The sequence below is a fragment of the Pedobacter folensis genome (genome assembly GCF_056490665.1).
The window spans coordinates 442196-467969 of record NZ_JBWJIF010000003.1 but is presented as its reverse complement, the minus strand read 5'-3'; the positions used below and the strand labels follow the sequence as shown (position 1 = coordinate 467969).

General features: G+C 38.8%; 22 protein-coding genes. 6 read left to right on the top strand and 16 right to left on the bottom strand.

The features are described 5' to 3' along the window. Positions 1-8: 8 nt before the first annotated feature. The 3 genes from AC04QZ_RS16475 to AC04QZ_RS16465 all read right to left on the bottom strand — a co-directional run bounded on the left by AC04QZ_RS16475 (position 9) and on the right by AC04QZ_RS16465 (position 2402). Entirely contained in the window at positions 9-1223 is a 1215-nt protein-coding gene (locus AC04QZ_RS16475; RefSeq protein WP_478358675.1) for an ABC transporter permease, read from the bottom strand. Further along, positions 1223-1849, bottom strand: coding sequence for an ABC transporter ATP-binding protein (locus AC04QZ_RS16470; protein WP_478358674.1), 627 nt, complete (start codon positions 1847-1849; stop codon positions 1223-1225). Before AC04QZ_RS16470 ends, AC04QZ_RS16475 begins: the two co-directional genes overlap by 1 nt. Positions 1850-2012: 163 nt before the next feature. Beyond that, positions 2013-2402 carry a MerC domain-containing protein gene (locus AC04QZ_RS16465; protein WP_478358673.1) on the bottom strand — a complete coding sequence of 130 codons (390 nt, stop codon included), beginning with the start codon at positions 2400-2402 and terminating at the stop codon, positions 2013-2015. Positions 2403-3584: 1182 nt separating this feature from the next. Here AC04QZ_RS16465 and AC04QZ_RS16460 point away from each other — a divergent pair. Further along, a complete protein-coding gene (locus AC04QZ_RS16460; protein WP_478358672.1) occupies positions 3585-4382 on the top strand; it encodes a Fic family protein in 798 nt (265 codons plus the stop codon). 9 nt (positions 4383-4391) lie between these two features. Here AC04QZ_RS16460 and AC04QZ_RS16455 read toward each other — a convergent pair whose 3' ends face one another. After that, positions 4392-4844, bottom strand: coding sequence for a hypothetical protein (locus tag AC04QZ_RS16455; protein ID WP_478358671.1), 453 nt, complete (start codon positions 4842-4844; stop codon positions 4392-4394). 14 nt (positions 4845-4858) lie between these two features. Beyond that, positions 4859-6145, bottom strand: a complete 1287-nt coding sequence (gene tyrS, locus AC04QZ_RS16450; RefSeq protein WP_478358670.1) for a tyrosine--tRNA ligase — start codon at positions 6143-6145, stop codon at positions 4859-4861. 170 nt (positions 6146-6315) lie between these two features. Here tyrS and AC04QZ_RS16445 point away from each other — a divergent pair, with 170 nt between their 5' ends. The 5 genes from AC04QZ_RS16445 (at position 6316) to AC04QZ_RS16425 (ending at position 12113) form a co-directional block, all read left to right on the top strand. Then, positions 6316-6990: an ACP phosphodiesterase gene (locus AC04QZ_RS16445; protein WP_086545015.1), complete on the top strand. Its 675-nt coding sequence runs from the start codon at positions 6316-6318 to the stop codon at positions 6988-6990. Positions 6991-7027: 37 nt separating this feature from the next. Further along, positions 7028-8530 carry a hypothetical protein gene (locus tag AC04QZ_RS16440; protein ID WP_478358669.1) on the top strand — a complete coding sequence of 501 codons (1503 nt, stop codon included), beginning with the start codon at positions 7028-7030 and terminating at the stop codon, positions 8528-8530. A 30-nt stretch (positions 8531-8560) separates the two neighbouring features. Next, complete coding sequence (gene ligA, locus AC04QZ_RS16435) at positions 8561-10576, top strand: NAD-dependent DNA ligase LigA (protein WP_478358668.1); 2016 nt, start codon at positions 8561-8563, stop codon at positions 10574-10576. A 138-nt stretch (positions 10577-10714) separates the two neighbouring features. After that, positions 10715-11602, top strand: coding sequence for a 4-hydroxy-tetrahydrodipicolinate synthase (gene dapA, locus AC04QZ_RS16430; protein WP_478358667.1), 888 nt, complete (start codon positions 10715-10717; stop codon positions 11600-11602). Between the two features lie 220 nt (positions 11603-11822). Then, positions 11823-12113: a hypothetical protein gene (locus AC04QZ_RS16425; protein ID WP_478358666.1), complete on the top strand. Its 291-nt coding sequence runs from the start codon at positions 11823-11825 to the stop codon at positions 12111-12113. 122 nt (positions 12114-12235) lie between these two features. Here AC04QZ_RS16425 and AC04QZ_RS16420 read toward each other — a convergent pair whose 3' ends face one another. The 11 genes from AC04QZ_RS16420 to murD all read right to left on the bottom strand — a co-directional run bounded on the left by AC04QZ_RS16420 (position 12236) and on the right by murD (position 25662). Beyond that, on the bottom strand, positions 12236-12718 hold the full coding sequence (locus tag AC04QZ_RS16420) for an N-acetyltransferase family protein (protein ID WP_478358665.1): 483 nt from the start codon (positions 12716-12718) through the stop codon (positions 12236-12238). 185 nt (positions 12719-12903) lie between these two features. Next, a complete protein-coding gene (locus tag AC04QZ_RS16415) occupies positions 12904-13887 on the bottom strand; it encodes a helix-turn-helix domain-containing protein (RefSeq protein ID WP_478358664.1) in 984 nt (327 codons plus the stop codon). A gap of 309 nt (positions 13888-14196) precedes the next feature. Continuing rightward, entirely contained in the window at positions 14197-14373 is a 177-nt protein-coding gene (locus tag AC04QZ_RS16410) for a hypothetical protein (RefSeq protein ID WP_029278061.1), read from the bottom strand. Between the two features lie 262 nt (positions 14374-14635). Then, positions 14636-15877 (bottom strand): aminotransferase class I/II-fold pyridoxal phosphate-dependent enzyme, encoded by a 1242-nt coding sequence (locus tag AC04QZ_RS16405; RefSeq protein WP_086545008.1) that lies wholly within the window; start codon positions 15875-15877, stop codon positions 14636-14638. Between the two features lie 166 nt (positions 15878-16043). Then, the gene (gene ftsZ, locus AC04QZ_RS16400) at positions 16044-17675 is read right to left on the bottom strand and encodes a cell division protein FtsZ (protein WP_478359152.1); all 1632 of its coding nucleotides are present in this window, start codon (positions 17673-17675) and stop codon (positions 16044-16046) included. Positions 17676-17805: 130 nt separating this feature from the next. Continuing rightward, positions 17806-19164 (bottom strand): cell division protein FtsA, encoded by a 1359-nt coding sequence (gene ftsA, locus AC04QZ_RS16395; protein ID WP_086545007.1) that lies wholly within the window; start codon positions 19162-19164, stop codon positions 17806-17808. A gap of 5 nt (positions 19165-19169) precedes the next feature. After that, a complete protein-coding gene (locus AC04QZ_RS16390) occupies positions 19170-20420 on the bottom strand; it encodes a cell division protein FtsQ/DivIB (RefSeq protein ID WP_478358663.1) in 1251 nt (416 codons plus the stop codon). Further along, positions 20413-21768, bottom strand: coding sequence for a UDP-N-acetylmuramate--L-alanine ligase (gene murC, locus AC04QZ_RS16385; RefSeq protein WP_478358662.1), 1356 nt, complete (start codon positions 21766-21768; stop codon positions 20413-20415). The genes AC04QZ_RS16390 and murC overlap by 8 nt, the downstream gene beginning before the upstream one ends. Positions 21769-21848: 80 nt before the next feature. Next, positions 21849-22952: an undecaprenyldiphospho-muramoylpentapeptide beta-N-acetylglucosaminyltransferase gene (murG, locus tag AC04QZ_RS16380; protein ID WP_478358661.1), complete on the bottom strand. Its 1104-nt coding sequence runs from the start codon at positions 22950-22952 to the stop codon at positions 21849-21851. Positions 22953-23070: 118 nt separating this feature from the next. Further along, on the bottom strand, positions 23071-24258 hold the full coding sequence (locus AC04QZ_RS16375; protein ID WP_478358660.1) for an FtsW/RodA/SpoVE family cell cycle protein: 1188 nt from the start codon (positions 24256-24258) through the stop codon (positions 23071-23073). Positions 24259-24273: 15 nt separating this feature from the next. Continuing rightward, on the bottom strand, positions 24274-25662 hold the full coding sequence (murD, locus tag AC04QZ_RS16370) for a UDP-N-acetylmuramoyl-L-alanine--D-glutamate ligase (protein ID WP_478358658.1): 1389 nt from the start codon (positions 25660-25662) through the stop codon (positions 24274-24276). Positions 25663-25774: the final 112 nt, after the last annotated feature.

The following is a 25774-nucleotide window of genomic DNA, read 5'->3' as shown; positions in this document are numbered from 1 at the left end:
TTAACGGATTATCTGTTTTTGGTTAAAGTTTCGGCAATATCAACCTTGTAAATCTGCATAGCAGGAATAAGCGAGGCTAAAGTGCCAATAAAAAGCCCGATCCAGATTAAATATATTTCCTGTGGAACTGCAGTAAACCCCGTTAATTTTGCTTGGGATGATTCCTGATAGGCCCCAATTGCCTCAAGCGCAGCATGCCCGATCAATAAACCTAAAAAGGCACCAATAAGCGTAACCAAAACCCCTTCAAACATGACCAGGAAAAACAGTTTCGATTTTGATGCACCCAGGCAGCGCATAATCGCCAGATCGTATTTCCGTTCTTTCATCGCGTTATAGAGGCTGATAAAAATGCTTAAGGCGGCAATCGCCATAATAAATACGGCTAACCATTGCAGCGTATCAATCCCAACGCCGATCAAAGAAAATAACCTCGCGCTTTCCATTGCCGGAGAGGCGGCCTGCATGTATGTACTTTGATTAACCATCCGTGGAAAAAGAATTACCGACATGGGCGATTTGTACTGGATCAGTAAGGCGGTGATTTGTTTATCATTAATTTCTTTAGCTTCTGCTCCAGAAACATGGCCATGCTCCTGATTATGCTTTTCTTCGTGCATTTTATACACGCTGCCAATATTGGTCAGGATCAGGTTATCGGTTATATTCCCCTGTGGTTTTAAGATTCCTTTTACCAGGTAAGCATGTTGTTTATGAATATCTCCGTTGCCAGTTAAACCATGTGCGCCGAAAAAAGAATCCCCAATCTTCAGCCTGGATGTTAAAGCAACCGTGCTACCCAGGGTTACTTCTAAATCTTTACGCCAAAAATTACCACTTTGGATGGATAAACCATAAAGATTAGAGAAAGTGCTATCGGTGCCAACAATCCGGTAACCGTTGTAATTATCGCCCAATGCCAAGGGAACAGCCCGCTTAACCATAGGGTTTTGCATCAATTTGTAAGCATCTTTTGCAGGGATATTTCCAGTAGGATAATCGATGTGGTAAACGCTGCTTAATATCAATTGTAAAGGACTTCCTTTTGCACCAACAACTAAATCAATATCCCTGGCATTTTTTTCCAGTTTATTTCCAATCTGGTTGGCGGCCAAAAATAGAATAGAGAGGATGCCTATACCAAAGGCAACTAAAATAATATTCAAAATTGTTGTTAGCTTATTCCTGCCGAGGTTTTTGCTGCTGATTTTAAAAATATTCATTAGAGTAGATAGGTTTTAGTAATATATTCCTGCACCCTCCTATCGTGTGTAGCAATGATCAGTGCAGCACCATTATCTTTAGCCTGGGTAGTCAGCATCTGAATCACCAAACTGGCATTCTCATCATCTAAGCTAGAGGTAGGCTCATCAGCAATTAACAGATCGGGTTTGTTGACCAATGCACGCGCCACCGAAACCCTTTGCAACTGCCCCTCACTTAATTGGTCAGGATAATTTTTAGCCAGCCCGGCAATACCCAGCTCGTGTAAAAGTGAAAGATTCCGTTCATGGTCTACAGGTACCCCAGCCATTACTGCCGCAAGTTCCAGGTTATCGAGCACATCGAGAGAACGAATAAGATGCGGCCTTTGAAAAATAATACCGATATGCCGCCCCCTAAACTGGTCTCGTCCTCTTGCAGGTAAAGTATATAAATCAGTTCCATTAACTAAAACTTCGCCCTGAGTTGGCTCCAAAAGCCCAGAAATAATATTAAGCAATGTGCTCTTTCCACTGCCAGATGCACCTAGTAAAAGCCATTGCTCCATATCGGCGATTTCCCAGTAAGGAAATTTCAACCTCCTTCCCTTCTCATAAACATGTGCTAATGCGCTGATCTTAATCATGACCTATCACCTTTTGCACTTTTTTAACGACCAAATTTTTGATGGCATAACGCCTGTAAAGCTCTACTCCATCATTTGTGCCATGCTTACAGGCAGGGTTTAACATCGCAGTAAACAACAATGTGGGGATAAACAAGATTTTAGAATTCATTGACATAACTGACTAATGACCCAATGGGCAAGACTTAAGCATTCGTAAATTGATATAGTGGGCCGCGGCAATGGTAAATCCACCAATCGGGATCAGGATTGGCTCCAATGGCTCAATACCCGAAAAATGTCCCAATGTTATACAGGCAAAGCCCGCAATAAGAACCAGAATGGGTATAATACGGCGATGTTGTTTGCGGTAAGCGGTACTTAAACTCCAAATACCAATGATTAAAGAAATGGCGATCATGGTAATTTCAACCACTTCATTTGCTAAGAAACCCATTCCCCACATGGGTAAAACGGTAATTAAGAATGGCAGTGCGGCGCAATGTATGGCACAAAGTGTTGAGGCGGTAATCCCGATCCGGTCGAGGTTGATTCTGTAACTCCATAGTTTCATCAAAATAAATTTAGTTCACAAATATAAAAGCAATTTAGTTGCATTTATAACAATTTGAAATATATTTGCAACATCATTGCATTAAAATGATAAAAACAATCCCATTGCTGCATTAAGCAGTTTTTACTGGAGCGTGAAACAATAGCTCAGTTGCCCCCACTTATGAGTAAAAAAACCGCTCGATTATTGTCTGTTAACTGATACATAAACAAAAAATTACAAAACAAAAAGCAGCTTTAAGCGCCTGTTTGCGCATATTTTATGTTGAAACTGAATAATAGTCGATGAAATGAACAAAATGGTAGTTTTTCTATGATATTCTTAGGTTTTATTTTGCGTAAGTTTGATTTACCCAACCAAACTATGCTTATTATGGAACCCTCAGAAGAACTGACTTTAGTTAAAACCCGCCTATCTTGCCCGAAGTGCAAAAACTTCGAAACCTATAGGGTACCAAGGGGCTTTATCTTTAAAACGCTTATGCCGTGGATTTCAGTTAAGAGATACAAATGTTATAAGTGCTTTAATAAGTTTTACGTATTTAACTAAAAAATCTAGAAATTAGCATCTCATTTAAGCCACTTTAGTGGCTTTTTTCTTTTTAAGATCAAGTGTATAAAAGCAACCCGCTCTATTTGATTACCCCTATCAATTTGCGAATAAAGTTTCCGAAGCGTTTTTCAGCTACTTATTATTTAGAATCGATTTTAGCGGCATTGGAAGATTAACCACCGCAACACTGGTTTACCGCTTTAACTGTAAAAAAGATGAAAAGGACCGCCTAATAGAATATGAGTAAATTACTTACATAGATCTAATGAAGAATTCTGCCATTAGGATATTTAAAAATCTTTTCTGAAAGAAAGTAAATCATATCCCTTATAGAAAAAAGTCAGCAAATATTTGTTAATTTTGATCCAGGGGATAATCTTAAAATAAAGAAATGCCAAGCCTGAATGTAATATCAAAGCGGTTAAAACAGCTATCTGAGATCTCAAATAAAAAGGAAACAATTTTTCTGGATGATATCCGGAAGGAATTCCGGCAGGATCTCCAGCATTTTATCTTTGGAGAGACCCTAATCCTCAAAGATGGAAAACCTGTGATTGGAAGAAATCTTTACAAAAACTGGCTTTTTAAGATAAAAACCAAGGGTTTTGATTATGATATTAAGTTTCTTTAATGGATATTTTAGCGAAGTTAAAAAAGATTGATCGCCTAAAAAAAAAAATAGATGCCTTTAATGTAGGTAAAGATTGGGACCATGACTTTATTGAAAAGATCAAGATTGACTTTACGTATAACTCGAACAAGATAGAAGGTAATGCGCTGACCTACGGGCAGACCATACAATTACTAAAAGAATTTGTAGCTCCTAAAAATACATCCACCAGCGATTGTCTGGATATCTTAAATCACCAGCAGGTACTTGATGAGGTTTTCGGGCAATACCAGGCAACCAAGATTACTGAGGCAAATATTAAACGCCTTCATAAAGTACTGATGCAAAGCCCCGATCAATGGTCTGATTCGATCCACTACGATCCTGGAAAGTACAAAATCCTTGAGAATGTAACTACCCGTTCATCTGGTAAAATTCATTACTACAAACAACCTCATGATGTACCCGTGGCTGTCTCAGATTTAATAAAAAAGACAAACCACCGTTTATCCTCATTGACATTAAATGCGAATGATGACCACATCTTGAAGATTGTAACAGAATTTCATTTTCAATTTTTAAATACGATCCATCCTTTTGGTGATGGAAATGGAAGAATTGCAAGAATCATCATGAACATCATTCTCCTTAAGTTTAAATATCCTCCTATATTCATTAAATTGATTAACAAATCAGATTACATGAACACTTTCGAAGCGGAAGAGCACACACCTGGATCAATGCTCACATTTATGGCCGACCGGTTGATCGAAAGTCTTAAGATCAAAGAAAAATTTTTAAAAGCCAGTTTATTATAACGACGATGATTAATTTACTTCTGGTCGGGTAATCTCGTTAAAAATTTCGTTTGTCTTGTTTTTGATATCGATTACTCTTTGAGTCGTGAGTATTGTAAAAATAAGTGCAAGAGGGAAAACCATATAGCCAATCATCCAACATATCCCAATTAGGGTAAGGATGGACAGAATTATCCCAGATATTGATACCGAAAACAGAAATTTTAAGATTTGATGGCTATCACTTTCAACTACTTCGAAACTACCATTTCTTACTTTATCCCAAATATAAAAGATTGTGACCTTCTCATGAAGGAATCTTTGTTCAAACAGGATTTTTTGGATTGATCGATCTAAAATCAGGTAATCCTGTTTTTTTAATTCTTTAGTGATACGCGCTAAAAGAATTTCTGCTGGGAGATCAACTTCCTGTTCTATTTTAAATTCGAGCCCAATGAATAAATCTTTTACCTTTAATTTCATTGGGTCCGAAAATATTAATCTGCGATTAAAAGGAAATAGTTTTTCTTTCCTTTTTGTACCACAATAAATTTATCGTTGATCAAATGACCGGTATTGAAAACCTGGGTAGCATCTGCTACTTTTTCTTTATTTACAGAAACACCACCACCTTGAATCAGTTTTTTGGTTTCGCCTTTAGAGGAGAAAACAGCAGCCTTTTCTGCAAGCAAAGTAGCCGCATCAATGCCATCAGCCAATTCAGATTTCGAAATATTAAACTGCGGAATACCTTCGAACATTTCTAACACCTGATTTTCTGACAAGCTTTTCAAAAACTCTAACGATCCATTTCCGAACAAGAATTCTGAAGTTTTAATAGCCGTTTCCAGCGCTTCTACAGAGTGTGTTTTGATGGTGATATCTTCAGCTAAAGCTTTTTGCAGGATACGCAAATGTGGTGCGGCATCATGTTCTTTTTCTAAGGCTTCTATTTCTTCCTTATTTTTAAGGGTAAAAATGCGGATCCATTTTTTCACATCGTCATCTGATGCATTTAACCAGAACTGGTAAAATTTATATGGAGAAGTTTTCTCTGGGTCTAACCAAACTGCACCACTCTCGGTTTTACCGAATTTGGTTCCATCTGCCTTTTTGATCAATTGTGTGGTAATGGCATAAGCTGTACCGGCATCTTTTCTTCTGATCAGCTCCGTACCGGTAACAATATTACCCCATTGATCAGATCCGCCCATCTGTACCAAACAGTTTTCGTTTTTCCATAAATGATAGAAATCGTAACCCTGAATCAACTGGTAACAGAACTCGGTAAAAGACAGACCAGAATCACCCTCCAAACGTCTTTTAACGCTGTCTTTCGCCATCATGTAATTTACGGTAATGTGTTTACCTACATCCCTGATAAAGGTAAAAAGATTCATATCCTTAAACCAATCGGCATTGTTAACCATTACTGCGCCATTTCCACCCTCTTCAAATTTTAAGAATTTAGCCAGTTGCTTTTTCATCCCTTTTAGGTTATGCTCAATCATTTCAGGGGTCTGAAGATTACGTTCATCAGATTTACCCGAGGGATCGCCCACCATACCCGTAGCACCACCAACCAAAGCAAATGGTTTGTGCCCGGCATTTTGAAAATGAATCAGTGTCATGATCTGCGTTAAGTGACCAACGTGCAACGAATCTGCGGTGGGGTCGAAACCGATATAACCAGAAGTCATACCCTCGTTTAACTTTTCCTCCGTATTCGGCATAATATCATGCAGCATGCCACGCCATCTTAACTCTTCAACAAAATTCGTCATTGTACAAACACTTTAATAATGTGGGTGCAAAGATAAAATTTTAGCTTAGTTTAAAGCAAATTAGTTGGTATTGTAATTGAGTTACCATATTTGATCTTTCCACCCCCTATCCTTACCCATATTTTACTATTGGTTCTTTACAACAATACAAGAAAACATTACCTTGCAAGATGAACTTTTTATCCCATTATTATTTCGACCGGACAAATAATGATGCCAATGTGGTAATGGGAACGGTTTTGCCAGATCTGATTAAAAATGCTGCAAAAGAGGCAAATTTATACCCACAGAAAAACGAATTCTTGTTTAAAGGAAATCCTGATGAGGAAAACCTGCTTTTTGGATGGAAAAGACATTTAGCTGTCGACCTACTTTTTCATTCCTCTAATTTCTTTTTGGAAAAAACCACTGAACTTAAGCAGCTCATTAAACCTATAGTTGAAAATACGGCGGTTCGTCCGTCATTTCTCGCGCATATTGGCTTAGAACTTTTATTGGATCATTTATTGGTTGAACACAACTTGATCCAGGTGAACCATTTTTACGATAAACTCGAAGCAGTAAAAAAAGAATCATTAAGCGATTTTCTGGAGCACTGCAAGCTAAAAGATCCTGAAGTATTTTTTGGGTTTTTAGCAAAATTCATCAGCAGTAAATACCTGTTAAGCTATCAAAAACTCGAAAACATCAGTTATGCCCTTAACAGGATCTGTATGCGCTTATGGCCAGAAACCTTAAGTGAAAAGCAGTTGCAGGAGCTCACTTTCCAGCTAGGCCTTTTCAAAGTGGTTTTAGAAAAAGACTATATGGATATTTTTAAGGAAATTGAGAAAAAACTGGTTTGATTATTTTGATATATTTGGGCAAAAACCAAATAACTAAATGAAAATTAAACTAATTCTCTCTCTATTGCTTATCTTTTTGCAATTCAATACCTTCGCTCAACAGCAGATTAATGTTATTAAAAAACCAACATGGAACATCAGGGCTTCTTATGATAGCAATTATGGCACGAAGGTAGATTTATCGGGTAATGCCATCGCCATGATTGTTGACGTTCCCAAAGCCGACTTTGCAGTGGTTACCGTTGATGATAAGCTCAGTCAGCAATGGCTGACAACACTTGTCGGTTTTCCAATGGCCATTGGAAAGTTCAAAAGCAATATCATGGTTATTGCTGCTTCAGACCGCAGTTATTTCAAAAGTTTCACCAACCAGTTTAAAGCCTATCTTCTCGAAGAAAAAACCGGTAAAATACTTTCCGAAAAAGTAATTTACGAAGGAAGCAAAGATTATGTTGAAACACCAGAATTTTTTATGGCTAAAGATGGCTCTTATTTTAAGATGGCCACCAGATTAACCGGCCTAAAACGCAAGGTGCATATTGGACTACCTGTTGTTGGCTTCTTCACGGCACTAAAAATGGATAAGGACTTTAATGAATCTCAAAGCTATACCGTTATCGACTTTAATGATAAACTGGAGCAGATTCAAAAAATGGAGCCTGAAATGCCAGATGGTGATACCTGGAAAGCGTCTTGTGCGGATGACGGCAGTTTTATCATCAGCACGGTAGATGCTTCGAAAGGAAAATGTAATGTGGCAATTTATTTAAGCAGCAACCCTAGTCCACTCAAAACCGTTAGCATTCCTTTGGATGCTTTTAACCAGGATGAAATATCGTCGATAAGTTTTGCAAGTAGTAAAAAGCCCCTGGTAAATTACATTGGCATATTCTACAAAAATACGAACAAGGAACGCTCTACGTTAATTGCAAAAATCGATTTCAATAACGGCACCTATACCTCAACAAAGGAAGTTTTTGATAAAACCCATATTAAAGATCTGCAAAAGTCTTTTGTACCGGTCAACAAAAAATTCAACGATCTGACTTTCTCAGATATTAAATACATGAATATCAGACATATTGCAGAATACAACAATACGCTTCTCGTTACTATTTCTCCAAGGTTCTCTGTTACGAGCAGCCATGGTTCTATTACATCTGAGGGATCACTTCTGATGAATGCCTATGATGTTCAAATGAAACCACTCTATCATCAATTCTTGCCCCGTGATTATACAAGTAGTATCGCGGGAGAGGGATCAGAGGTTTCGTTCAACCTGGCAGAGAAAACCCTTCGAATCTTAGCTAACCAAAAAGATGGTCTTACTTCAGTTGCTACCGTATATGCTGAAATGAACTTGGAATCGGGTACAATAAACAAAATCAATCTGATATCTAAGGACGACATCAAAAATTCTTATTATGCCAATACCGAGTCCATCAGCTGGCTAAATGGTAGTTTTATTATTCCATTTGTTGAGCGTATGGGCATTTTTAGCAAGAAAGTAGATTTACAGCTTTTACAACTAAAATATTAATCACTCTGCTCCTTTTTCTATATTTGTCTTATGTCGCAAACTGCAATAAAACAAGAAATGGATGCCCTGGTGGCCGAATTAAACCAGCACAATTATAATTATTATGTACTGGCTATGCCCACCATTGGCGATTATGAATTTGATAAAAAATTAAAGCACCTCTCTGAGCTCGAAAAAGCAAATCCTGATTTTGCCGATCCCAATTCGCCTACGCAGCGTGTGGGTGGCGATATTACTAAAAACTTCATTACGGTAAACCACAAATACCCGATGTTATCATTGGGGAATACCTATAACGAGCAGGATCTCCGCGATTTTGACGAGCGTATCCGTAAAGCGATTGGTGATAATTTTGAATACGTTTGCGAATTAAAATTTGATGGCCTATCCATTAGCCTTACTTACGAAAACGGTAAACTTTTACGTGCGGTTACCCGTGGTGATGGCACCAAGGGCGATGATGTAACCAACAATGTAAAAACCATCCATACCATCCCGCACCAGATTAAACCGACTGTTGCACCTGAACATTTCGAAATCCGTGGGGAAATTTTTATGCACAAAGCAGCATTTTTACGTTTAAATGCAGCGCGGGAAGAACTGGGCGAAATTCCTTATGCCAATCCGCGCAACTTTGCATCAGGCACCATAAAAATGCAGGATAGCAAAGAAGTCGCTAAACGGCCTTTAGATGGTTTTATTTATTTCCTGTACACCGATAAAAATGAATTCAAAACCCATTGGGAAAGTTTAAATGCCGTAAAAGATTGGGGTTTCCATGTTTGCGAACATAATCGCCTAGTTGCTAACATTGATGCTGTACTGGAATTTATCCACCATTGGGAAAACGAACGTTTTAAACTGAGTTATGATATTGATGGCATTGTAATCAAGGTAAACAGTTATGCCCAACAACAAGAATTGGGTTTTACCTCCAAATCGCCACGTTGGGCCATTTCATATAAATACAAAGCAGCCGAGGTTGAAACCGTTTTAGAAAAAGTAACTTATCAGGTGGGCAGAACCGGTGCCGTTACACCGGTTGCCAATTTAAAACCTGTGTTATTGGCTGGTACTACGGTTAAACGAGCCACATTGCACAACGCCAATGAGATAGATCGTTTAGATTTACATGAAGGTGATACCGTTTATGTAGAAAAAGGGGGTGAGATTATTCCAAAAATCATCAAGGTAAATCTTGATAAACGCTTACCTGGTTCAACCAAGGTGCATTATATCCATCATTGCCCGGAGTGTGGAACCGAACTGATCAGAAAAGAAGGTGAAGCAGTACATTACTGCCCTAATGATGAAGGTTGTCCGCCGCAGATTGTGGGAAAAATCCAGCATTTCATTTCGCGCAAAGCGATGAATATCGATGGGCTCGGTGATGAAACCATCGAAACATTTTACAAACACGGCCTGGTAAACCATATCAGCGATTTATACACCTTGTATCAAAAATCTGATCAGTTAAAAACCTTAGACCGTTTCGGGGAACGATCAATCGAAAACATGCTCGCGGGAATTGAAAAATCGAAGGAAATGCCCTTTGAAAAAGTACTTTTTGGATTGGGCATCCGATATGTTGGTGAGACTGTTGCGAAAAAAACCGCTGCTGGGGTGAAGAATATCGACAAACTTGCTAATGCCACAGTAGAGGAACTCATCGCAATTGATGAGATTGGGCAACGGATTGCAGAGAGTATTGTTGAATATTTTGGAAAATCTGAGCATTTACAGCAGGTAGAATTATTAAAATCGGCAGGATTACAGTTTGAAATTGAAGAAAAGATAATTACGCTTGATAGTGATAGGCTTATTGGAAAAACATTCGTAATTTCGGGCGTTTTTGAAAACTTTAGCCGCGATGAACTAAAAGACATGATTGAAGCCAATGGAGGCAAGATGCTGAGCGGTATTTCAGGCAAATTGAATTACCTGGTTGCAGGCGACAATATGGGTCCATCAAAGCTGGAAAAAGCCAATAAGTTAAACGTTCCGATCATCAGCGACGCAGAACTTTTAGAAATGCTAAAAAGTTAATATGCATTACTCATTAATTTTGATGAGGCAAAAATAAAGATGGAATAAAAAGAGTTATAAATAGCTATTTATAACCTAAAGATAAAAGCCTCGGCGCCCTTTGTTGCTCCGTGGTAAAAACAAAAAGTAAATTATATAATGAACAAATTTCAGGGTACTGGTGTGGCATTGGTTACACCTTTCAACACAGATGGATCAGTTGATTATAACGGCTTAAAAAACCTGATTAATCATTTGGTAGACGGAGGGATAGATTACCTCGTTTCTTTAGGTACAACCGGCGAAACCGCTACAATGACCAAGGACGAGAAGAAGAAGGTGTGGGCCTATACTGCTGAAATTAATAACAACAGATTACCGTTAGTTGCCGGCATAGGTGGCAATAACACATTAGCCGTGGCTGAAGATATTAAATCTTTCGATGCTGCTGGTTATAGCGCAATTTTATCGGTTAGTCCTTATTACAATAAACCTACTCAGGAAGGAATTTATCAGCATTATAAATATTTAGCTGAAATTTCTCCTTTAGATTTGATTTTATACAATGTACCAGGTCGTACAGGAAGCAACATGAGTCCGGAAACGACCTGTAGACTGGCGCATGATTTTAAAAACATTATTGCTACCAAAGAAGCTTCAGGTAGTTTTGATCAGTTTAACCAGATTATGAGAGATAAACCAGCAGATTTTCTTTTAATCTCTGGTGATGACCCGGTTACTTTGCCCATGATCGCGTTAGGTGCTGCAGGGATTATTTCAGTAATCGGTAACGCTTTACCTAAACAGTTCTCAGACATGGTAAAACTATGTTTAGCTGGCGATTATAAAGTTGCTTTGCCTGCTCATTTGGGCTTAATAGAATTCACCCGTTTGGCTTTTGCTGAGGGCAATCCGGCAGGAATAAAAGCGGCATTAAAACATTTAGGTGTTTGTGGCGATACGGTAAGATTACCACTGGTTAAAGCTTCTGCATCATTAGAAAAATCAATTATAGCAGAAATAGAAAAACTGAGTGAAGTAGCTTAAGCTGCTCCATAATCATATTTTAGAACAGATTGTTTGATTTTGCTGAAAAGTAAATGAAGACAATCTGTTTTTTTGTGTGTAAATAAAAAATTACGCAAATTAATATTCTGACAATCAATACCTTAAAACAAACGCTAAAAACTGCAATCCTACAAGCGTTTTAAGCATATTAAGGGCATCATTATTGAATTGGCTTCGATACACACAAATATAACACACAATGAAAAAATTAGTATTAATCGCCCTGGTGGCGGTAATGGCTATGGGCTGCAAGAGCAGATCCTACCAGGAATCGTCAATTACGATCGGTATGCCAGAAAATGAATTCAAACGCGTTAACCGCTCTGCAGAACTGATGCTGGCCAATGATGATGGAACGAGTATTTATCGCATCATCACCACATCGTTTATTCCCAAACCCGAACCCTTCACATTCTTTTACTTTTATCAGGGAAAACTTACGCGTTTTGTAAAATCAGACCGATTAGATGATTATAAATTTATCCGTTAAGTAGAAAAGGAGATTTTTATAAGATTTGTCATGTTGAGCTTGTTGAAATATGTTCAACAAGCTCAACATGAAAGCATTTGAAGAGAGATTGCATTTATAATACAATCTCTCTTTTAATAATGTTAAGCAATTAATTTATTTCTTCTTTCCATTAACAAGTTATCCTGCCACACGCCTTTGGCTTTACCTATTTTTTCCCTGTATCCTACTACCCTAAAGCCCGCTTTTTCGTGGATTTTCAATATGGCTGAATTTTGTAGAAATATTCCAGCCTGAAGCATCCAAATGCCTTTATTTTCACTTTCTTTAACCAAGGCATCCAATAATAAGGAGCCTATCCCTTGGCCTTTGTAGCCATGTTTAACATACACTTCTATCTCGCCTACCCTACCAATATCGTAATTTGCAGATACCGGCAAAAGTGCGCTCCAACCTACAATTTCTTTACCTTTGCAGGCCACGAACCTGCAAGCTTTAAGGTGTGATGAATCCCAGTCTTTCCAGGAAATATCAGGGGTTCTAAAACTCGCAGTACCTGTATCGATTCCTTCCTGATAAATAGCACTAACCTCACTCCAGTCTGCAGCACGCATTATTCTTATCATAGTTTTAATCAATTGTGGCTAAAAAGCCAGTGAAAGCTATATCGTTAATGTTTATTGAACGAAATTAGCCATTCAGGCCACTTCTGGCGAAGATAACAGGACCAAGTTTGTCCTATATTATAAATCAGTACAATTAGCGAGTAAAAAGCAGCTTAAAGCGACGTTTTTGTAACAAAAACGTTAAGTTAACGTTTTTCCTTCCCGATGTTCTTTGAATACTCAACAGGGCTCATTCCCACTACTTTTTTAAAAGCGTTATAGAAAGCGCTTCTGGAAGAAAAACCTGCACTGTAAGCCAGTGCCTCCAGCGTGAAATTTTGCATAATCTCCGGATTGCGGATGCTATCCTTGATCCAGGTTACCCGATACTGGTTAATATAATCAATAAAGCTTTTATTGAAATAGCTGTTTAAAACAACCGAAAGTTGATGACTGCTTATCCCTATTTTTTGAGCGAGAGAGTGGAGCCTGATATCTTTTTGCCTGAACAATTGATGTTTGTTCACGTGGAGCTCCAATTTTCGCCCACATTCTTCCAGGTCTCTGCTACGCTCTTTAGGTTTTGAAAAATTTTTCTTGATGGATAAAAGTGTAGAGGCCTTAACATTCAGCAAAGAAGCCACCAGTTCCAAAGGCAGTCGATCTAAATAACCCGGATTAGTTTTGGCAAAATACAGATACCTTTCTTTTGCATTCCCCACACGTATAATATGTGCTCTGTGCTGGGCATCTTTGTAATATTTTTCTAAAACAACCCTAAAGATATAATTGAGCTCGAAGTGATGTGCAAAAAGACGATTCAGTTCATTATTGTGAATGGCCAACAGATCTGTATCTTCAACAGCTACGACATATTCTTCCGAATAACCCGATCCATGAAGACCTGAAATAGAACTAACAAAATCATTTTCGACTGAGATATAGGTTGTTATTTTCTGTTTATTATGGGTGGTACACCCCATTACAGCGCCTTTAACAATAAAATAGATGTACTCGCATACTTCATTCTCATTGAACAGTATCTGGTCTTTTTTAATACTTAGCGTTAAAAGGTGTTGCTCAAATTCTTCTTTCAATTTAGTATCTACAGGATGCACGCTACCCAGCACATTCAACACATACCCTACATCCTTACTTTCTGCTTTATTGTATTGCAAATGTTTTGACACCTTATACAGTTAATAATGTTAGCACTTCATACCAAATGAATGACGCAATTGGTATGCTTTATCTACTTTGCCTGAACACAAAGCTTTCCATATACCCTAAAATCAAAATTTTCGTTTAATGTTTGTACCTAAAAGGCTGGCTGGAGCAAATAAATAGAAAGCTAAGGAAAGTTAAGCAATGAAAGATAATTTGTCTTATATATTTTACAGTAAAGATGACATTTAGTGATAAATAACAATAAGAAAATGTAGTGTACAAAAAAAGCCTCAGAAATATCCTGAGGCTCTTCATTATAATATTTTGGTCGCTTAAGCTTTGTTTTTGGTTTCCTGAACTTCTAAACGGATGGCCTGAGCTAAGTTTTTCAAATCCTGCATACCTTTACGTATACGGGTTCCAGCAGCGCTGTTACCTTTGTTATAAAATTTGTCTGCATCAGCTTCTAAAGCTGCCACTAAACTTTTTACTTCTTCGAATTTTTTCATTTTTAATTACTCCTATGGTTCTTTAAGGTTTTTAGTTTTTAATTATCTACTCTAATTTAAAGGGTTTGATGAAATAAAAAAATTTTTAGAAGAATAAAAAACGGCCTTCTACGCCGTTTTTTTCCACATTCTATGCATTTATAAACATATTACCTGAAAAATAACCAGCTCAAACAGCTGTAATACAGGTTTTTACAAAAAACTACTCCATAAAAAAGCCCTTTAAACGCATTTAAAGGGCTTTGTAAAATTTTCATTGATCTTAAACGGTAGCGAATAGATTCTCTTTATAATATCCGTTTTCTAATTTTTCAGCAACTTCGCTAAAAGCATCTAAAGTACGTTGTACATCTTCCAGCGTGTGAACAGCTGTCGGAATTAAACGCAGTTCGATCATACCTTTTGGAATTACCGGATAAACTACGATTGAGCAAAAGATGCTGTAGTTTTCGCGTAAGTCGTAAGTAATCGCAGTTGCATCAGAAAGTTCACCTTTTAAGAAAACAGGCGTAACTACTGAATCGGTAACCCCTAAATCGAATCCCCGTTCGCGTAATCCTTTTTGCAAGGTCATTGCAATTTCCCAAAGTTTATCTTTTAATTCAGGCTTGCTTTTTAGCAATTCTAAGCGTTTTAACAAACCGATTACCATTGGCATAGGTAATGCCTTAGCAAAAGTCTGAGAACGCATGTTATACCTTAAGAAGTTGGTAATTTGTTCTGTTGAAGCAACGAAAGCACCAATACCTGCCATTGATTTGGCGAAGGTTCCGAAGTAAACATCAATTCCTTCAATACAGTCTTGTGCTTCGTGTGTACCCGCACCGGTTTTACCCATTGTACCAAAACCATGTGCATCATCAACCAGGATACGGAAGTTGAAATCTTTTTTAAGGTCAACAATCTCCTTTAGTTTACCCTGGGCACCGCTCATTCCGAAAACACCTTCTGTAATTAAAAGAATACCACCACCAGTTTCTTCAACCAGTTTGGTTGCACGCTCTAATTGCTTACGGGCACTTTCAATATCATTATGTTTGTAAACAAATCGTTTACCCATGTGCAAACGTAATCCATCTACAATACAGGCATGCGATTCTGCATCATATACCACCACATCATTCCGATCAACTAAGGTATCGATGATAGATACCATACCCTGATATCCGTAGTTTAATAAAAATGCATCAGGTTTGCCTACAAATTCTGCAAGTTCTTGCTCCAGCTGTTCGTGATAGTTTGAGTTACCGCTCATCATACGGGCACCCATCGGGTAAGCCATACCAAATTTTGCAGCAGCTTCTTCATCTGCTTTTCTAACTTCCGGGTGATTGGCTAAGCCTAAGTAGTTGTTTAAACTCCAAACCAAATGCTCTTTTCCACGAAACTGCATATGAGGTGCAATTTCTCCCTCTAATTTTGGAAATGAGAAATACCCATGAGACCATTTCTGGTGTTGGCCAAGTGGCCCCATGTGCTTTGCTATCTTATCAAATATATCCAATGTATTATGTGTTTTTTATAATAAAATTTTGCGAATTTAAGCTTTATTCGTCTTAAAATCAACCTAATGATCTTTTAGGTGTTAATTAAGATTTTTTAACACTCCAATTTTATGCCAAAAAAGCCCCGATTTTACATCGGGGCTTTAAAATTATATTTGGTTTGTTTTAATCAACGTTATCGTGCAAGAAAGAATTGTTCGGTCTGATCTCAGTACCACCGTCCTGATCATTGCTTAAAGTAAATCTGCTCACCTGCGATTCTGAAGAATGCTGAACTTGTTGCAACTGCATTTGTTTGCGTTTGTAAGCAGGTTCGTTTTCCAATTCCTGTAAACCATTGGTGGTACGCAATTTCATACTTAAATCTTTCAAACGTAAGATACGTTCTTTAGATTTTTTCAATTGCTCTTCCATCGATTCATCGCTTTTGTCGTCGTCTAAACCTACAACCGGCATTTCGATTTCTGGTTCAGGCTCAGGCATTGGCGGCATTTGGGCAACCGGTGTTTCGAATACAAAATTAGTTTCAGCTAATTTTACTTCAAACTCAAAACCAGTTTCCTGTGCTTCTTCTACCTGGGGTTCTTCCTCCATCAAAGTATGGCGAACCACATTATTTTCTGGCTCCTGAACTTTTTGAGGCTCAGATTTATTGAACATACCACCAAAAAGATCTGCCTGCGAAACTTCTTCCTTCGTTTTTAAAACAGGCTCGTAAGATGGCGTTGTTTTAGGCTGAATGAAAGAATTTACTGGTTCAACGGGACGAACCAGCGGCGCTTCTTCAGGTGTTAAAAGTGATATTTTCTTTTTATTTTTTTCTTCGTTTACGCGTTCTTCTGATGTTTGGAAACCTGTAGCAATAATGGTTACCGAAAGTTTATCGCTTAAAGATTCGTCGGTACAGTTACCCCAGATTAAATCAGCCGATAAACCGGCTTTCTCCTGAATGTAATCGGTAATGATCGAAACCTCATCCATGGTTACTTCACGCAAACCAGAACTGATGTTCAATAAAATGTAACGGGCACCTTCGATTTCGTTATCTTTTAATAATGGAGATGCTAAAGCACCTTCCACCGCCTGTAATGCACGGTCTTCGCCCTCAGCGGCAAAACTACCCATAATGGCTACGCCACTATCTTTCATTACCGTACGCACATCTTTAAAATCCACGTTGATATAACCTGGCACTGTAATAATCTCTGCAATACCTTTTGCTGCCGTCGTTAAAATATCGTCGGCCTGACCAAATGCAGAACCTAAGGTTAAGTTTCCGAAGATTTCGCGCAGTCGATCGTTAGAGATCACCAGGTAAGAATCTACGTATTTCTTCAACTCTTCCATTCCCTCGTCGGCCTGCAGTCTACGTCTTTTTCCTTCGAAAGAAAATGGTGTAGTAATGATGGCCACAGTTAAAATATCAAGTTCTTTAGCTGCTTTTGCAATGATTGGAGAAGCACCTGTTCCGGTACCACCACCCATTCCTGCTGTAATAAAAAGCATTTTGGTTGTACTACCTAACATTGCCTTAATATCATCTATATTCTCTATAGCTGAGTTTTTACCAACCTCAGGAATAGAACCAGCTCCCATTCCTTCGGTTAAGCTAGCACCTAATTGTACCTTGTTAGGTATAGGGCTAGATTCCAAAGCCTGGGCATCTGTATTACAAATAATAAAATCCACACCAGTAATACCAGACAGGTACATATGGTTCACTGCGTTGCCGCCACCGCCCCCAACACCAATTACCTTGATGATTGAAGACTTATCTTTTAACATTTCGAACTGCATATCTTTATGAATCAGTTGTTTAAAAATTTTTAAATTCTGTTCATTACTCAATGTAATATTAACACTTTTTCAACAGACGTTTTCCACAACTGTTAATAATGTGGAAAACTCATCTTTTGTGGAAAAATAATTAACTTTTTAAGTAATCTTCATCGCTTACATTCATATCATCCTGAATGAAAGTTCTTGTTTTTGCCAGTAATTTATCAAACAAACCTGGTCCTCGTTTCTCTTTTTCTTTTGCTGTTTTTGGTTTTTCTACAAAAACACCGGGCTGTTTCATTTCTTCAATTAACTCTTCTGCTTTCTGGATTCCTTTGATCAGCAAGCCAACACTGGTTGCATACATCGGGCTTTTCAAATCATCGTAAATGGCTTTAGGCATATCTTCATATTTAGATAAATGCTCGTTCGGATAACCAATACGGCAATCTAAACCGGTTACATATTCAACCGCCTGAGACAAGTGTTTTAATAAAGCACCACCTCCGGTAATCACAATACCACCGATCAGTTTTTTCTCGTATCCGGAAGATTTGATTTCGTAATACACGTGTTCAATAATTTCTTCCATACGGGCCTGAATCACATAAGCCAGGTTTTTAACCGAAATTTCTTTTGGTTCGCGGCCACGTAAACCCGGAACGCAAATAATTTCGTTTTCTTTATTCTCCTCAGCCAATGCCGAACCAAAACGTGTTTTTAACAACTCAGCCTGGTTTCGCATAACAGAGCAGCCCTCTCTGATATCTTCGGTAACACTATTGCCACCAAAAGGGATAACTGCCGTGTGACGGATAATACCTTCATGGAAAATGGCAATATCTGTCGTACCACCACCAATATCAACCAATGCAATACCAGCTTCTTTTTCTTCCTCGCTCAACACCGATTCAGAAGAAGCCAATGGCTCAAGAATTAAATCCTGAGTTTGCAAGCCTGCATTGTTTACACATTTGATAATATTTTTTACAGCCGTAACCTGACCAGAAATGATATGGAAGTTAGCTTCAAGGCGAACCCCTGCCATACCAATGGGATCTTTGATTCCCGGCTCGTTATCGATGGTAAATTCCTGTGGTAATACATGGATGATCTCCTCACCCGGTGGCATCACCAGTTTAAACATATCATCAATTAACTTATCGATATCTTTTTTACCGATTTCGTTATTTAATTCTCTTCTTGTTAAAATTCCTCTGTGCTGTAAGCTCTTAATGTGCTGACCAGCAATACCCACATTTACCACCTGTATCTCTACATTGGATTGTCCGCTTGCTACTTCAACTGCTTGAGCAATACCCTGCACGGTTTTTTGAATGTTAGAAACCACTCCACGTGTCACACCCGCCGATTCTGCTTTGCCTATTCCTAAGATTTCTATCTTACCGTGTTGTGTTCTACGACCAACGATAACACAAATTTTTGTAGTACCGATATCCAATCCTACTACAATGGGCGACTGACTGGTAAATTTTGCCTTGTCCATATTCGTTAATTTTGCTGAGTTTTATACTGTTTTTCCAGGGCCCTGATTTCTTTCTCTCTTGCCTCTCTCTGTTTTTTTAAATCTGCCTCAGATTTTGCCGGCTTTGGCTGTGTTGTTACCGTTTGCTTCGGTTTTTCTTTTTTATCCGCAGGTTTTGTTTCCTTTGGTTTAGTGGCCTGCGTAACTGCCGGCTTTTTTACTTCTGTTTTAATGGGTTCCGTTTTTTTAGGCGCTACTGTTTTTACTTCAGCTTTTTTGGGCTCTGCCTTTTTCACTTCAGCTTTAGGTGCTTCTACCTTTTTTGGTTCCACTTTTTTAGGTTCGGGCTTTTTGGGCGCTTCCTTCTCTGCTTCATCTGCCTCAGGCCGGTCATCCATCGCAGCAACAATTGTACTCTTGATTAATGAATCGGTCACGTTTCGCTGTATCCTCAAACTATCGGCGGCAGAAATTGTTTTTGCTTTTTTTCCTAATTCTGTTGAATCTCTTTTTTCGCAAACAATCTGGTTGGTATATTTAATATTGATGGTTTTATAAGTATCCCAGCCTACCTGTGGCATTGCTTTTTTATAAAACAACAACAGGTTCTTCATTTTCTTCTCCAGCGAATCGGCATTACCTAAAACAATGCGCTGATTACCTACCCTTGGTATCAGTTCGATGTCGTTTTTCTGATCAACCACAATCTGCTCGATCTGCGAATCCCAAAGGGTATCTTTTTTAATGTACTGAGCAGTTTTATATAAATCTCTTGCCAGTTGGGTATGCAGGGTATCTACACGACTTCCAAAAACTTCTGTAATGTGTCCTGTTGCCACAAGTACATTAGCAGTGAAGTTTGATGAAATAGGCATTTTCAATCCATCATTATCAATGTAAAAGTCCTGCCCGTTTTCGTTCAATATACGAAGGATAGGCTGGCGTTGTTTTACTTCGATGTGCAGTACTCCATCCATATCTACATATACCTTGGCAAAGCCGATGTAAGGATTAGACTGCAGTTTTTTCTCGATCTTATGAATATTGATGTTTTCGAGGTTGCGCCCTAAAAGAACACCCTGATCTTCTTTTAAAATGGCATCGATTTCTTCGCGCTCAATAAAATTATCAGCACCCGGAATTAAAATCTTAACATCGGTACATTTAACCGTCTGTTTCTTCACATTGATAAAACTCAAAAGCACCACCACCCCTGCCAGGCTGATCAGCCAGGCAAAGCCAGTAAAAATTGCGCTCCAGTTTATCCGTTTAAGCATTGTTTAATGTATTTTTAAGGGGCTCGATAATCGTGTCGATATCTCCAGCACCCACTGTTAAAATTAATTCAGGTTTTGTGTTCTTAACCTGCTGAACCACAAAATCTTTTCCACATATTTTCTTATCTGCTAAAGTGATTTTATCCAATAAAAACTGTGCATTTATACCATCAATGGGCAATTCTCTAGCCGGATAAATCTCCAGTAACATCAGTTCGTCGGCAGTGCTTAAAACTTTTGCAAATTCATCTGCAAAATCTCTTGTCCGCGTGAACAGGTGCGGCTGAAAAATTACCGTTAACTTTTTATCAGGGTACAACTGCCTCACGGCATCAAAACAAGCCCTCAGTTCTTCAGGATGATGTGCATAATCATCTATATAAATCTGACTGCCGTTATTCACAATATATTCGAAGCGGCGTTTAACACCCTTAAAGTTTGCAACCGCTTGTTTTACTTTTTCAGCATCGATACCCAACTGTAAGGCAATAGCAATGGCAACCGTTGTATTTTCGACATTGTGCTTACCGGGAAGCATTAAACTGATGTCTTGGATACTTTGGGTGTTATCGGCATAATCGAAAACAAATTTCGATCCTTCCACCCTTAAATTCTCTGCTCTCGCTGTTGCCGTTGAACTTGCCGCATAACTGATGCTTTTTTCCAGCGGCAATCCTTCATGTGCATAAAGTACCCCTTCGGCTTTCAACTGGCCGGCAAACAAACGGAAAGATTCTTCCAGGTGACTTTTATCTCCGTAGATATCCAAATGATCGGCATCCATTGAGGTTACCACAGCCACATCCGGGTGCAGGGTTAGAAACGAACGATCATATTCATCAGCTTCTACCACTACCACGTTGTTTTTCCCAAAAAGCACATTACTGTTATAGTTACTGGTTATCCCGCCTAAAAAGGCCGTACAATCGTAGCCGGTATCTTTTAAAATATGTGCAACAATAGAAGATGTAGTGGTTTTGCCATGCGTACCCGCAACCGCAATACAGAACATCCCTTTACTGATGATCCCTAAAACCTCAGAACGCTTTTTAAGCGCGAAACCTTTACTTATAAAATGGTTTAAAATTTTGGAATCTTTTGGAATCGCCGGTGTGTAAACCACAAGGGTATCATCATGATTATCCAAAAATGCACAAGGCAGCGAAGAGGCTTCATCGAGATAAGTAATGAGAATGCCTTCCTGCTCCAAGGTTTCAGTCAGCCTGGTCCTGGTTTTATCGTAACCACAAACTACCTGTCCGCGTTTAGCAAAATAACGGGCAAGCGCACTCATGCCGATACCACCGATACCTACAAAGAAAACCCTATTTATTTTACTTAGTTCCATTTTATTAGATTTGAGATGTAAGATTTGAGATACTAGACAAATAGTCTGATCTCATATCTTACATCTAGTTTCTCATATCTTTACTTAATCAATTTCAATACTTCGTTCGCAATAATTTCATCTGCTTCTGGCAATGCCATCTTAGCTAAATTTTCGGCAAGCGTTTCGCACTGCTCTTTATTGTTTAACAGGGCTAATGCTTCTTTAACCAGGGTATCTTCTGCAGAGCGGTCGTTAATTAATATTGCCGCTCCGTTTTTAACCAGGGCCATCGCATTTTTAGTTTGATGGTCTTCTGCTACATTTGGTGAAGGCACCAGTATCACCGGTTTTTTAATCAAACAAAGTTCTGCTATGGTTCCGGCACCTGCCCGGCTCACAATCACATCTGCTGCTGCATAAGCCAGATCCATTTTATTTAAAAACTCGAGGATTCGAACATTGGGGTGATAGTCTACGCCCAATCTTTCTATAATCCCCTTGTAGTAATATTTACCTGTTTGCCAGATCACCTGCACATCTTGCGCAAGAATAGCTGGTAAATGTTTTTCAATTGCTTTATTCAGTGTGCCTGCACCCAAACTTCCACCAGTAACCATAATGGTCTTTTTCAATGGATCGAGTTTTAACAGTTCGGCACCCTGAAAATGTTTGCCTTTTATATCCACCACTTCCTGGCGGACAGGATTCCCTGTTTTCAAAATTCTATCCGCCGGAAAAAACTGATCCATATCATCAAAGGCGACACAGATTTTCGAAGCTTTTTTACCTAACCACTTATTGGTTATTCCGGCATAAGAATTCTGTTCCTGGATGAGGTAAGGAATTCCTTTCAAAGAGGCTGCATACAATAGCGGCCCTGAGGCATAACCACCCACACCGACTACGGCATCGGGTTTAAAATCATTAATAATCTGCATGGCTTTGCGCACGCTACCGATTACCTTAAACGGGAGCGCCAGATTTTTAATAATCGAGCCACGTTGCATCCCGCTAATATTCAATCCTATAATTTTATATCCGGCTGCAGGAACTTTTTCCATTTCCATTCGCCCTATAGCACCCACAAATAAAATTTCACAGGCTGGCACCATGCGTTTTAGCGCATTGGCTATGGCCACGGCGGGGAAAATATGCCCGCCGGTGCCACCACCTGATATGATAATTTTTGGGGAATTATTCATTTTAATTGTTATTTAACCGCAAAGAGCACTGAGTTTTTCGCAAAGCACGCCAAGCTTTTTATTATTTATTCAAATTGAGTTATTGGATATACTTCCAATCCGCTAACGCTTAACCTATTTAGGCGATCGCTGGAATCTCTCCAACAATTATCTTATTATTTATTTTTTCTTCCTTCGGTGTCAGTTTTGCATTTTCTTCTACATCACGGCTTACGCTGAGGATAATCCCAAAGGCCACACTGGTAAAGATCATGGATGTACCGCCCATACTAACCAATGGAAGCGGAACCCCGGTTACCGGCCCCAGCCCTACAGCTACCGCCATATTAGCGAAGGCCTGAATGGTGAGACTGAAACTCAGTCCGGCTGCCAGCAACGCACCAAAGGCCTTGGGCGCCCGGGTTACGATCTTGATACATCGGTATAAAAGCACCAGGTATAGTATCATGATTACAATTCCTCCCACAGTTCCCCATTCTTCAATAATAATGGCGAAAATAAAATCGGAATACGGGTGTGGTAGGAAATTGCGCTGCGTACTATTACCTGGTCCTTTACCAAAAACACCACCAGTAGCTAAGGCAATTTTTGCCTGATCTGCCTGGAAAGTTTTATCTGAATGCTGCATCTCGGGATGTATAAACGTATTGATACGCGACATGTAGGTTTTCCTTCTTGGTCCTAAAAAGAAAACAAACAGCAGCAGTACGAAACCGCCTGCACAAACAATCGCGATCTGTTTAATACTGATCCTACCGATAATTAACAGCAATATGCTTACACCAAACAGCATTAATGCTGTAGACAGGTTAGCCAGTGCGATTAAAACAAATACCACACAAACCGAGCCCATAATTGGTATAAATGACTCTTTAACATTTTTAATATTTTCCTGCTTTTTGGTCAGCATCCGGGCTAAAAAGGTAATCAAAGCCAGTTTGGCTAAATCGGAAGTTTGAAAAGTTAATCCGATTACCGGTATTTTAACCCACCTGGAAGCATCGTTTAAGTTGGTTCCGAATATCAGCGTATAAAACAACAGCGGAATGGTTACAATCATCAGCACCTTCGAAATTCCTGCATAATAGCGATAATCCAGCAGGTGGGCGATATAGATCATCCCGATACCCATCAACACAAAAATTAAGTGCTTGGTGAGCAAAAGCTTCTCTACGGCTTCTCCTTTTTTATAGGCTAAGGTACCTGTTGCACTGTACACTGCCATTACAGATATAAGCGAAAGCAGGATGATGATCAACCAGATCCATCTATCGCCTTTTGTTTTATTAAGTAGTGCCTGCAACATATATTGAGCCTCCTATTATAATTCTCTAACTGCCGCTTTAAACTGATTACCGCGGTCTTCGTAATTTTTAAACAAATCAAAACTTGCACAAGCAGGCGATAACAATACCGCATCGCCACGTTTAGCTAAATGAAAAGCAATCTGTGCCGCTTCCTCAGCCGAAAAAGTATTTACAATTACTTCTACATCATCCTCAAAAGCATCGTGGATACGTTTATTATCCTTACCTAAGCAAACAATGGCCTTTACCTTACTTTTAACCAAATCCTTAAGCATGTTATAATCGTTCCCCTTATCAACACCGCCCATAATGAGCACTACATCGCTGGTCATACTCTCTAAAGCATACCAGGTAGAGTTCACATTGGTGGCTTTACTATCGTTGATAAAATCGATCCCCGAAATTTTGGCCACATGCTCCAACCTGTGCTCAATATTTTTGAAATTCCCCATGCTTTCGCGAATGGACTCATTTCTTAATTCTAAAACTTTCGACACAATGCCTGAGGCCATAGAATTGTAAATGTTGTGCTTGCCCTGTAAGGCTAAATCTGAAATAGACATGGTTAGTTGGTTATTTGGTTCTGTAAGGATATGTATAGTAGTTTCTTCTAAATAAGCACCCGGTTCAACTTTTTTAGTAATTGAAAAGGGAAAAGCTTTCGCTACGGGTTTAGCCAGTGCGATGGCTTTTAAGCTCTCTTCGTCATCTGCACAATAAATGAAAACATTTTCTGCTGTCTGGTTTTGAACAATGCGCATTTTTGACGCCGCATAATTCTCCAGTTTATAATCGTAACGATCTAAATGATCTGGGGTAATGTTAAGTAAAACAGCGATATCTGCTTTGAACTCGAACATATCATCAAGCATAAAGCTTGAAATTTCCAGCACATAATATTCGTAATCTTCTGTAGCCACCTGTGCGGCAAAGCTCTGACCGATATTACCCGCCAAGCCTACATTTAACCCCGCATTTTTTAAGATGTGATAGGTTAATAAACTCGTCGTTGATTTACCATTGGAACCTGTAATGCAGATGGTTTTTGCATGGGTATATCTTTTGGCAAACTCAATTTCTGAAACCACTGGAATCCCTTTGGCCACCAATTTTTTAATGATTGGTGCGGTAGGTGGAATGCCCGGACTTTTAATGACTTCGCTAGCATTTAAGATCAACTCTTCAGTATGTTTTTCAGACTCGAAGGGAATGGAAAGTTTTTCTAAAGCAGCCTTATATTTATCGGTAATTACACCATAATCGGAAACAAAAACATCGAAACCTTTAGCCTGAGCCAGTTTTGCGGCGCCAACGCCACTTTCGCCGGCCCCTAGAATAACCACACGGCCCTGCCCGGTCATTGCTGACTTCGTATTGCCTGATGTGATATTATTCGTGCTCATTTTTTTTTTATTTTTTAGTATCAAGTGGTGAGTATCTAGTGTCAAGACATTAATACCATCACACTTAACTTTTTACTTATTTTTTATTTACCACTAGGGCATTTTATTTATT

What these genes read in the sequence shown, in the direction of transcription:
- AC04QZ_RS16465 (WP_478358673.1), bottom strand. Translation starts at nt 2,402, where the DNA reads ATGAAACTATGGAGTTACAGAATCAACCTCGACCGGATCGGGATTACC.
- ligA (WP_478358668.1), top strand. Translation starts at nt 8,561, where the DNA reads ATGTCGCAAACTGCAATAAAACAAGAAATGGATGCCCTGGTGGCCGAA.
- dapA (WP_478358667.1), top strand. Translation starts at nt 10,715, where the DNA reads ATGAACAAATTTCAGGGTACTGGTGTGGCATTGGTTACACCTTTCAAC.
- AC04QZ_RS16420 (WP_478358665.1), bottom strand. Translation starts at nt 12,718, where the DNA reads ATGATAAGAATAATGCGTGCTGCAGACTGGAGTGAGGTTAGTGCTATT.
- AC04QZ_RS16390 (WP_478358663.1), bottom strand. Translation starts at nt 20,420, where the DNA reads ATGCTTAAACGGATAAACTGGAGCGCAATTTTTACTGGCTTTGCCTGG.
- AC04QZ_RS16440 (WP_478358669.1), top strand. Translation starts at nt 7,028, where the DNA reads ATGAAAATTAAACTAATTCTCTCTCTATTGCTTATCTTTTTGCAATTC.
- AC04QZ_RS16460 (WP_478358672.1), top strand. Translation starts at nt 3,585, where the DNA reads ATGGATATTTTAGCGAAGTTAAAAAAGATTGATCGCCTAAAAAAAAAA.
- ftsA (WP_086545007.1), bottom strand. Translation starts at nt 19,164, where the DNA reads ATGGACAAGGCAAAATTTACCAGTCAGTCGCCCATTGTAGTAGGATTG.
- AC04QZ_RS16475 (WP_478358675.1), bottom strand. Translation starts at nt 1,223, where the DNA reads ATGAATATTTTTAAAATCAGCAGCAAAAACCTCGGCAGGAATAAGCTA.
- murD (WP_478358658.1), bottom strand. Translation starts at nt 25,662, where the DNA reads ATGAGCACGAATAATATCACATCAGGCAATACGAAGTCAGCAATGACC.
- AC04QZ_RS16425 (WP_478358666.1), top strand. Translation starts at nt 11,823, where the DNA reads ATGAAAAAATTAGTATTAATCGCCCTGGTGGCGGTAATGGCTATGGGC.
- ftsZ (WP_478359152.1), bottom strand. Translation starts at nt 17,675, where the DNA reads ATGCAGTTCGAAATGTTAAAAGATAAGTCTTCAATCATCAAGGTAATT.
- AC04QZ_RS16375 (WP_478358660.1), bottom strand. Translation starts at nt 24,258, where the DNA reads ATGTTGCAGGCACTACTTAATAAAACAAAAGGCGATAGATGGATCTGG.
- murC (WP_478358662.1), bottom strand. Translation starts at nt 21,768, where the DNA reads ATGGAACTAAGTAAAATAAATAGGGTTTTCTTTGTAGGTATCGGTGGT.
- AC04QZ_RS16455 (WP_478358671.1), bottom strand. Translation starts at nt 4,844, where the DNA reads ATGAAATTAAAGGTAAAAGATTTATTCATTGGGCTCGAATTTAAAATA.
- AC04QZ_RS16410 (WP_029278061.1), bottom strand. Translation starts at nt 14,373, where the DNA reads ATGAAAAAATTCGAAGAAGTAAAAAGTTTAGTGGCAGCTTTAGAAGCT.
- murG (WP_478358661.1), bottom strand. Translation starts at nt 22,952, where the DNA reads ATGAATAATTCCCCAAAAATTATCATATCAGGTGGTGGCACCGGCGGG.
- tyrS (WP_478358670.1), bottom strand. Translation starts at nt 6,145, where the DNA reads ATGACGAATTTTGTTGAAGAGTTAAGATGGCGTGGCATGCTGCATGAT.
- AC04QZ_RS16470 (WP_478358674.1), bottom strand. Translation starts at nt 1,849, where the DNA reads ATGATTAAGATCAGCGCATTAGCACATGTTTATGAGAAGGGAAGGAGG.
- AC04QZ_RS16445 (WP_086545015.1), top strand. Translation starts at nt 6,316, where the DNA reads ATGAACTTTTTATCCCATTATTATTTCGACCGGACAAATAATGATGCC.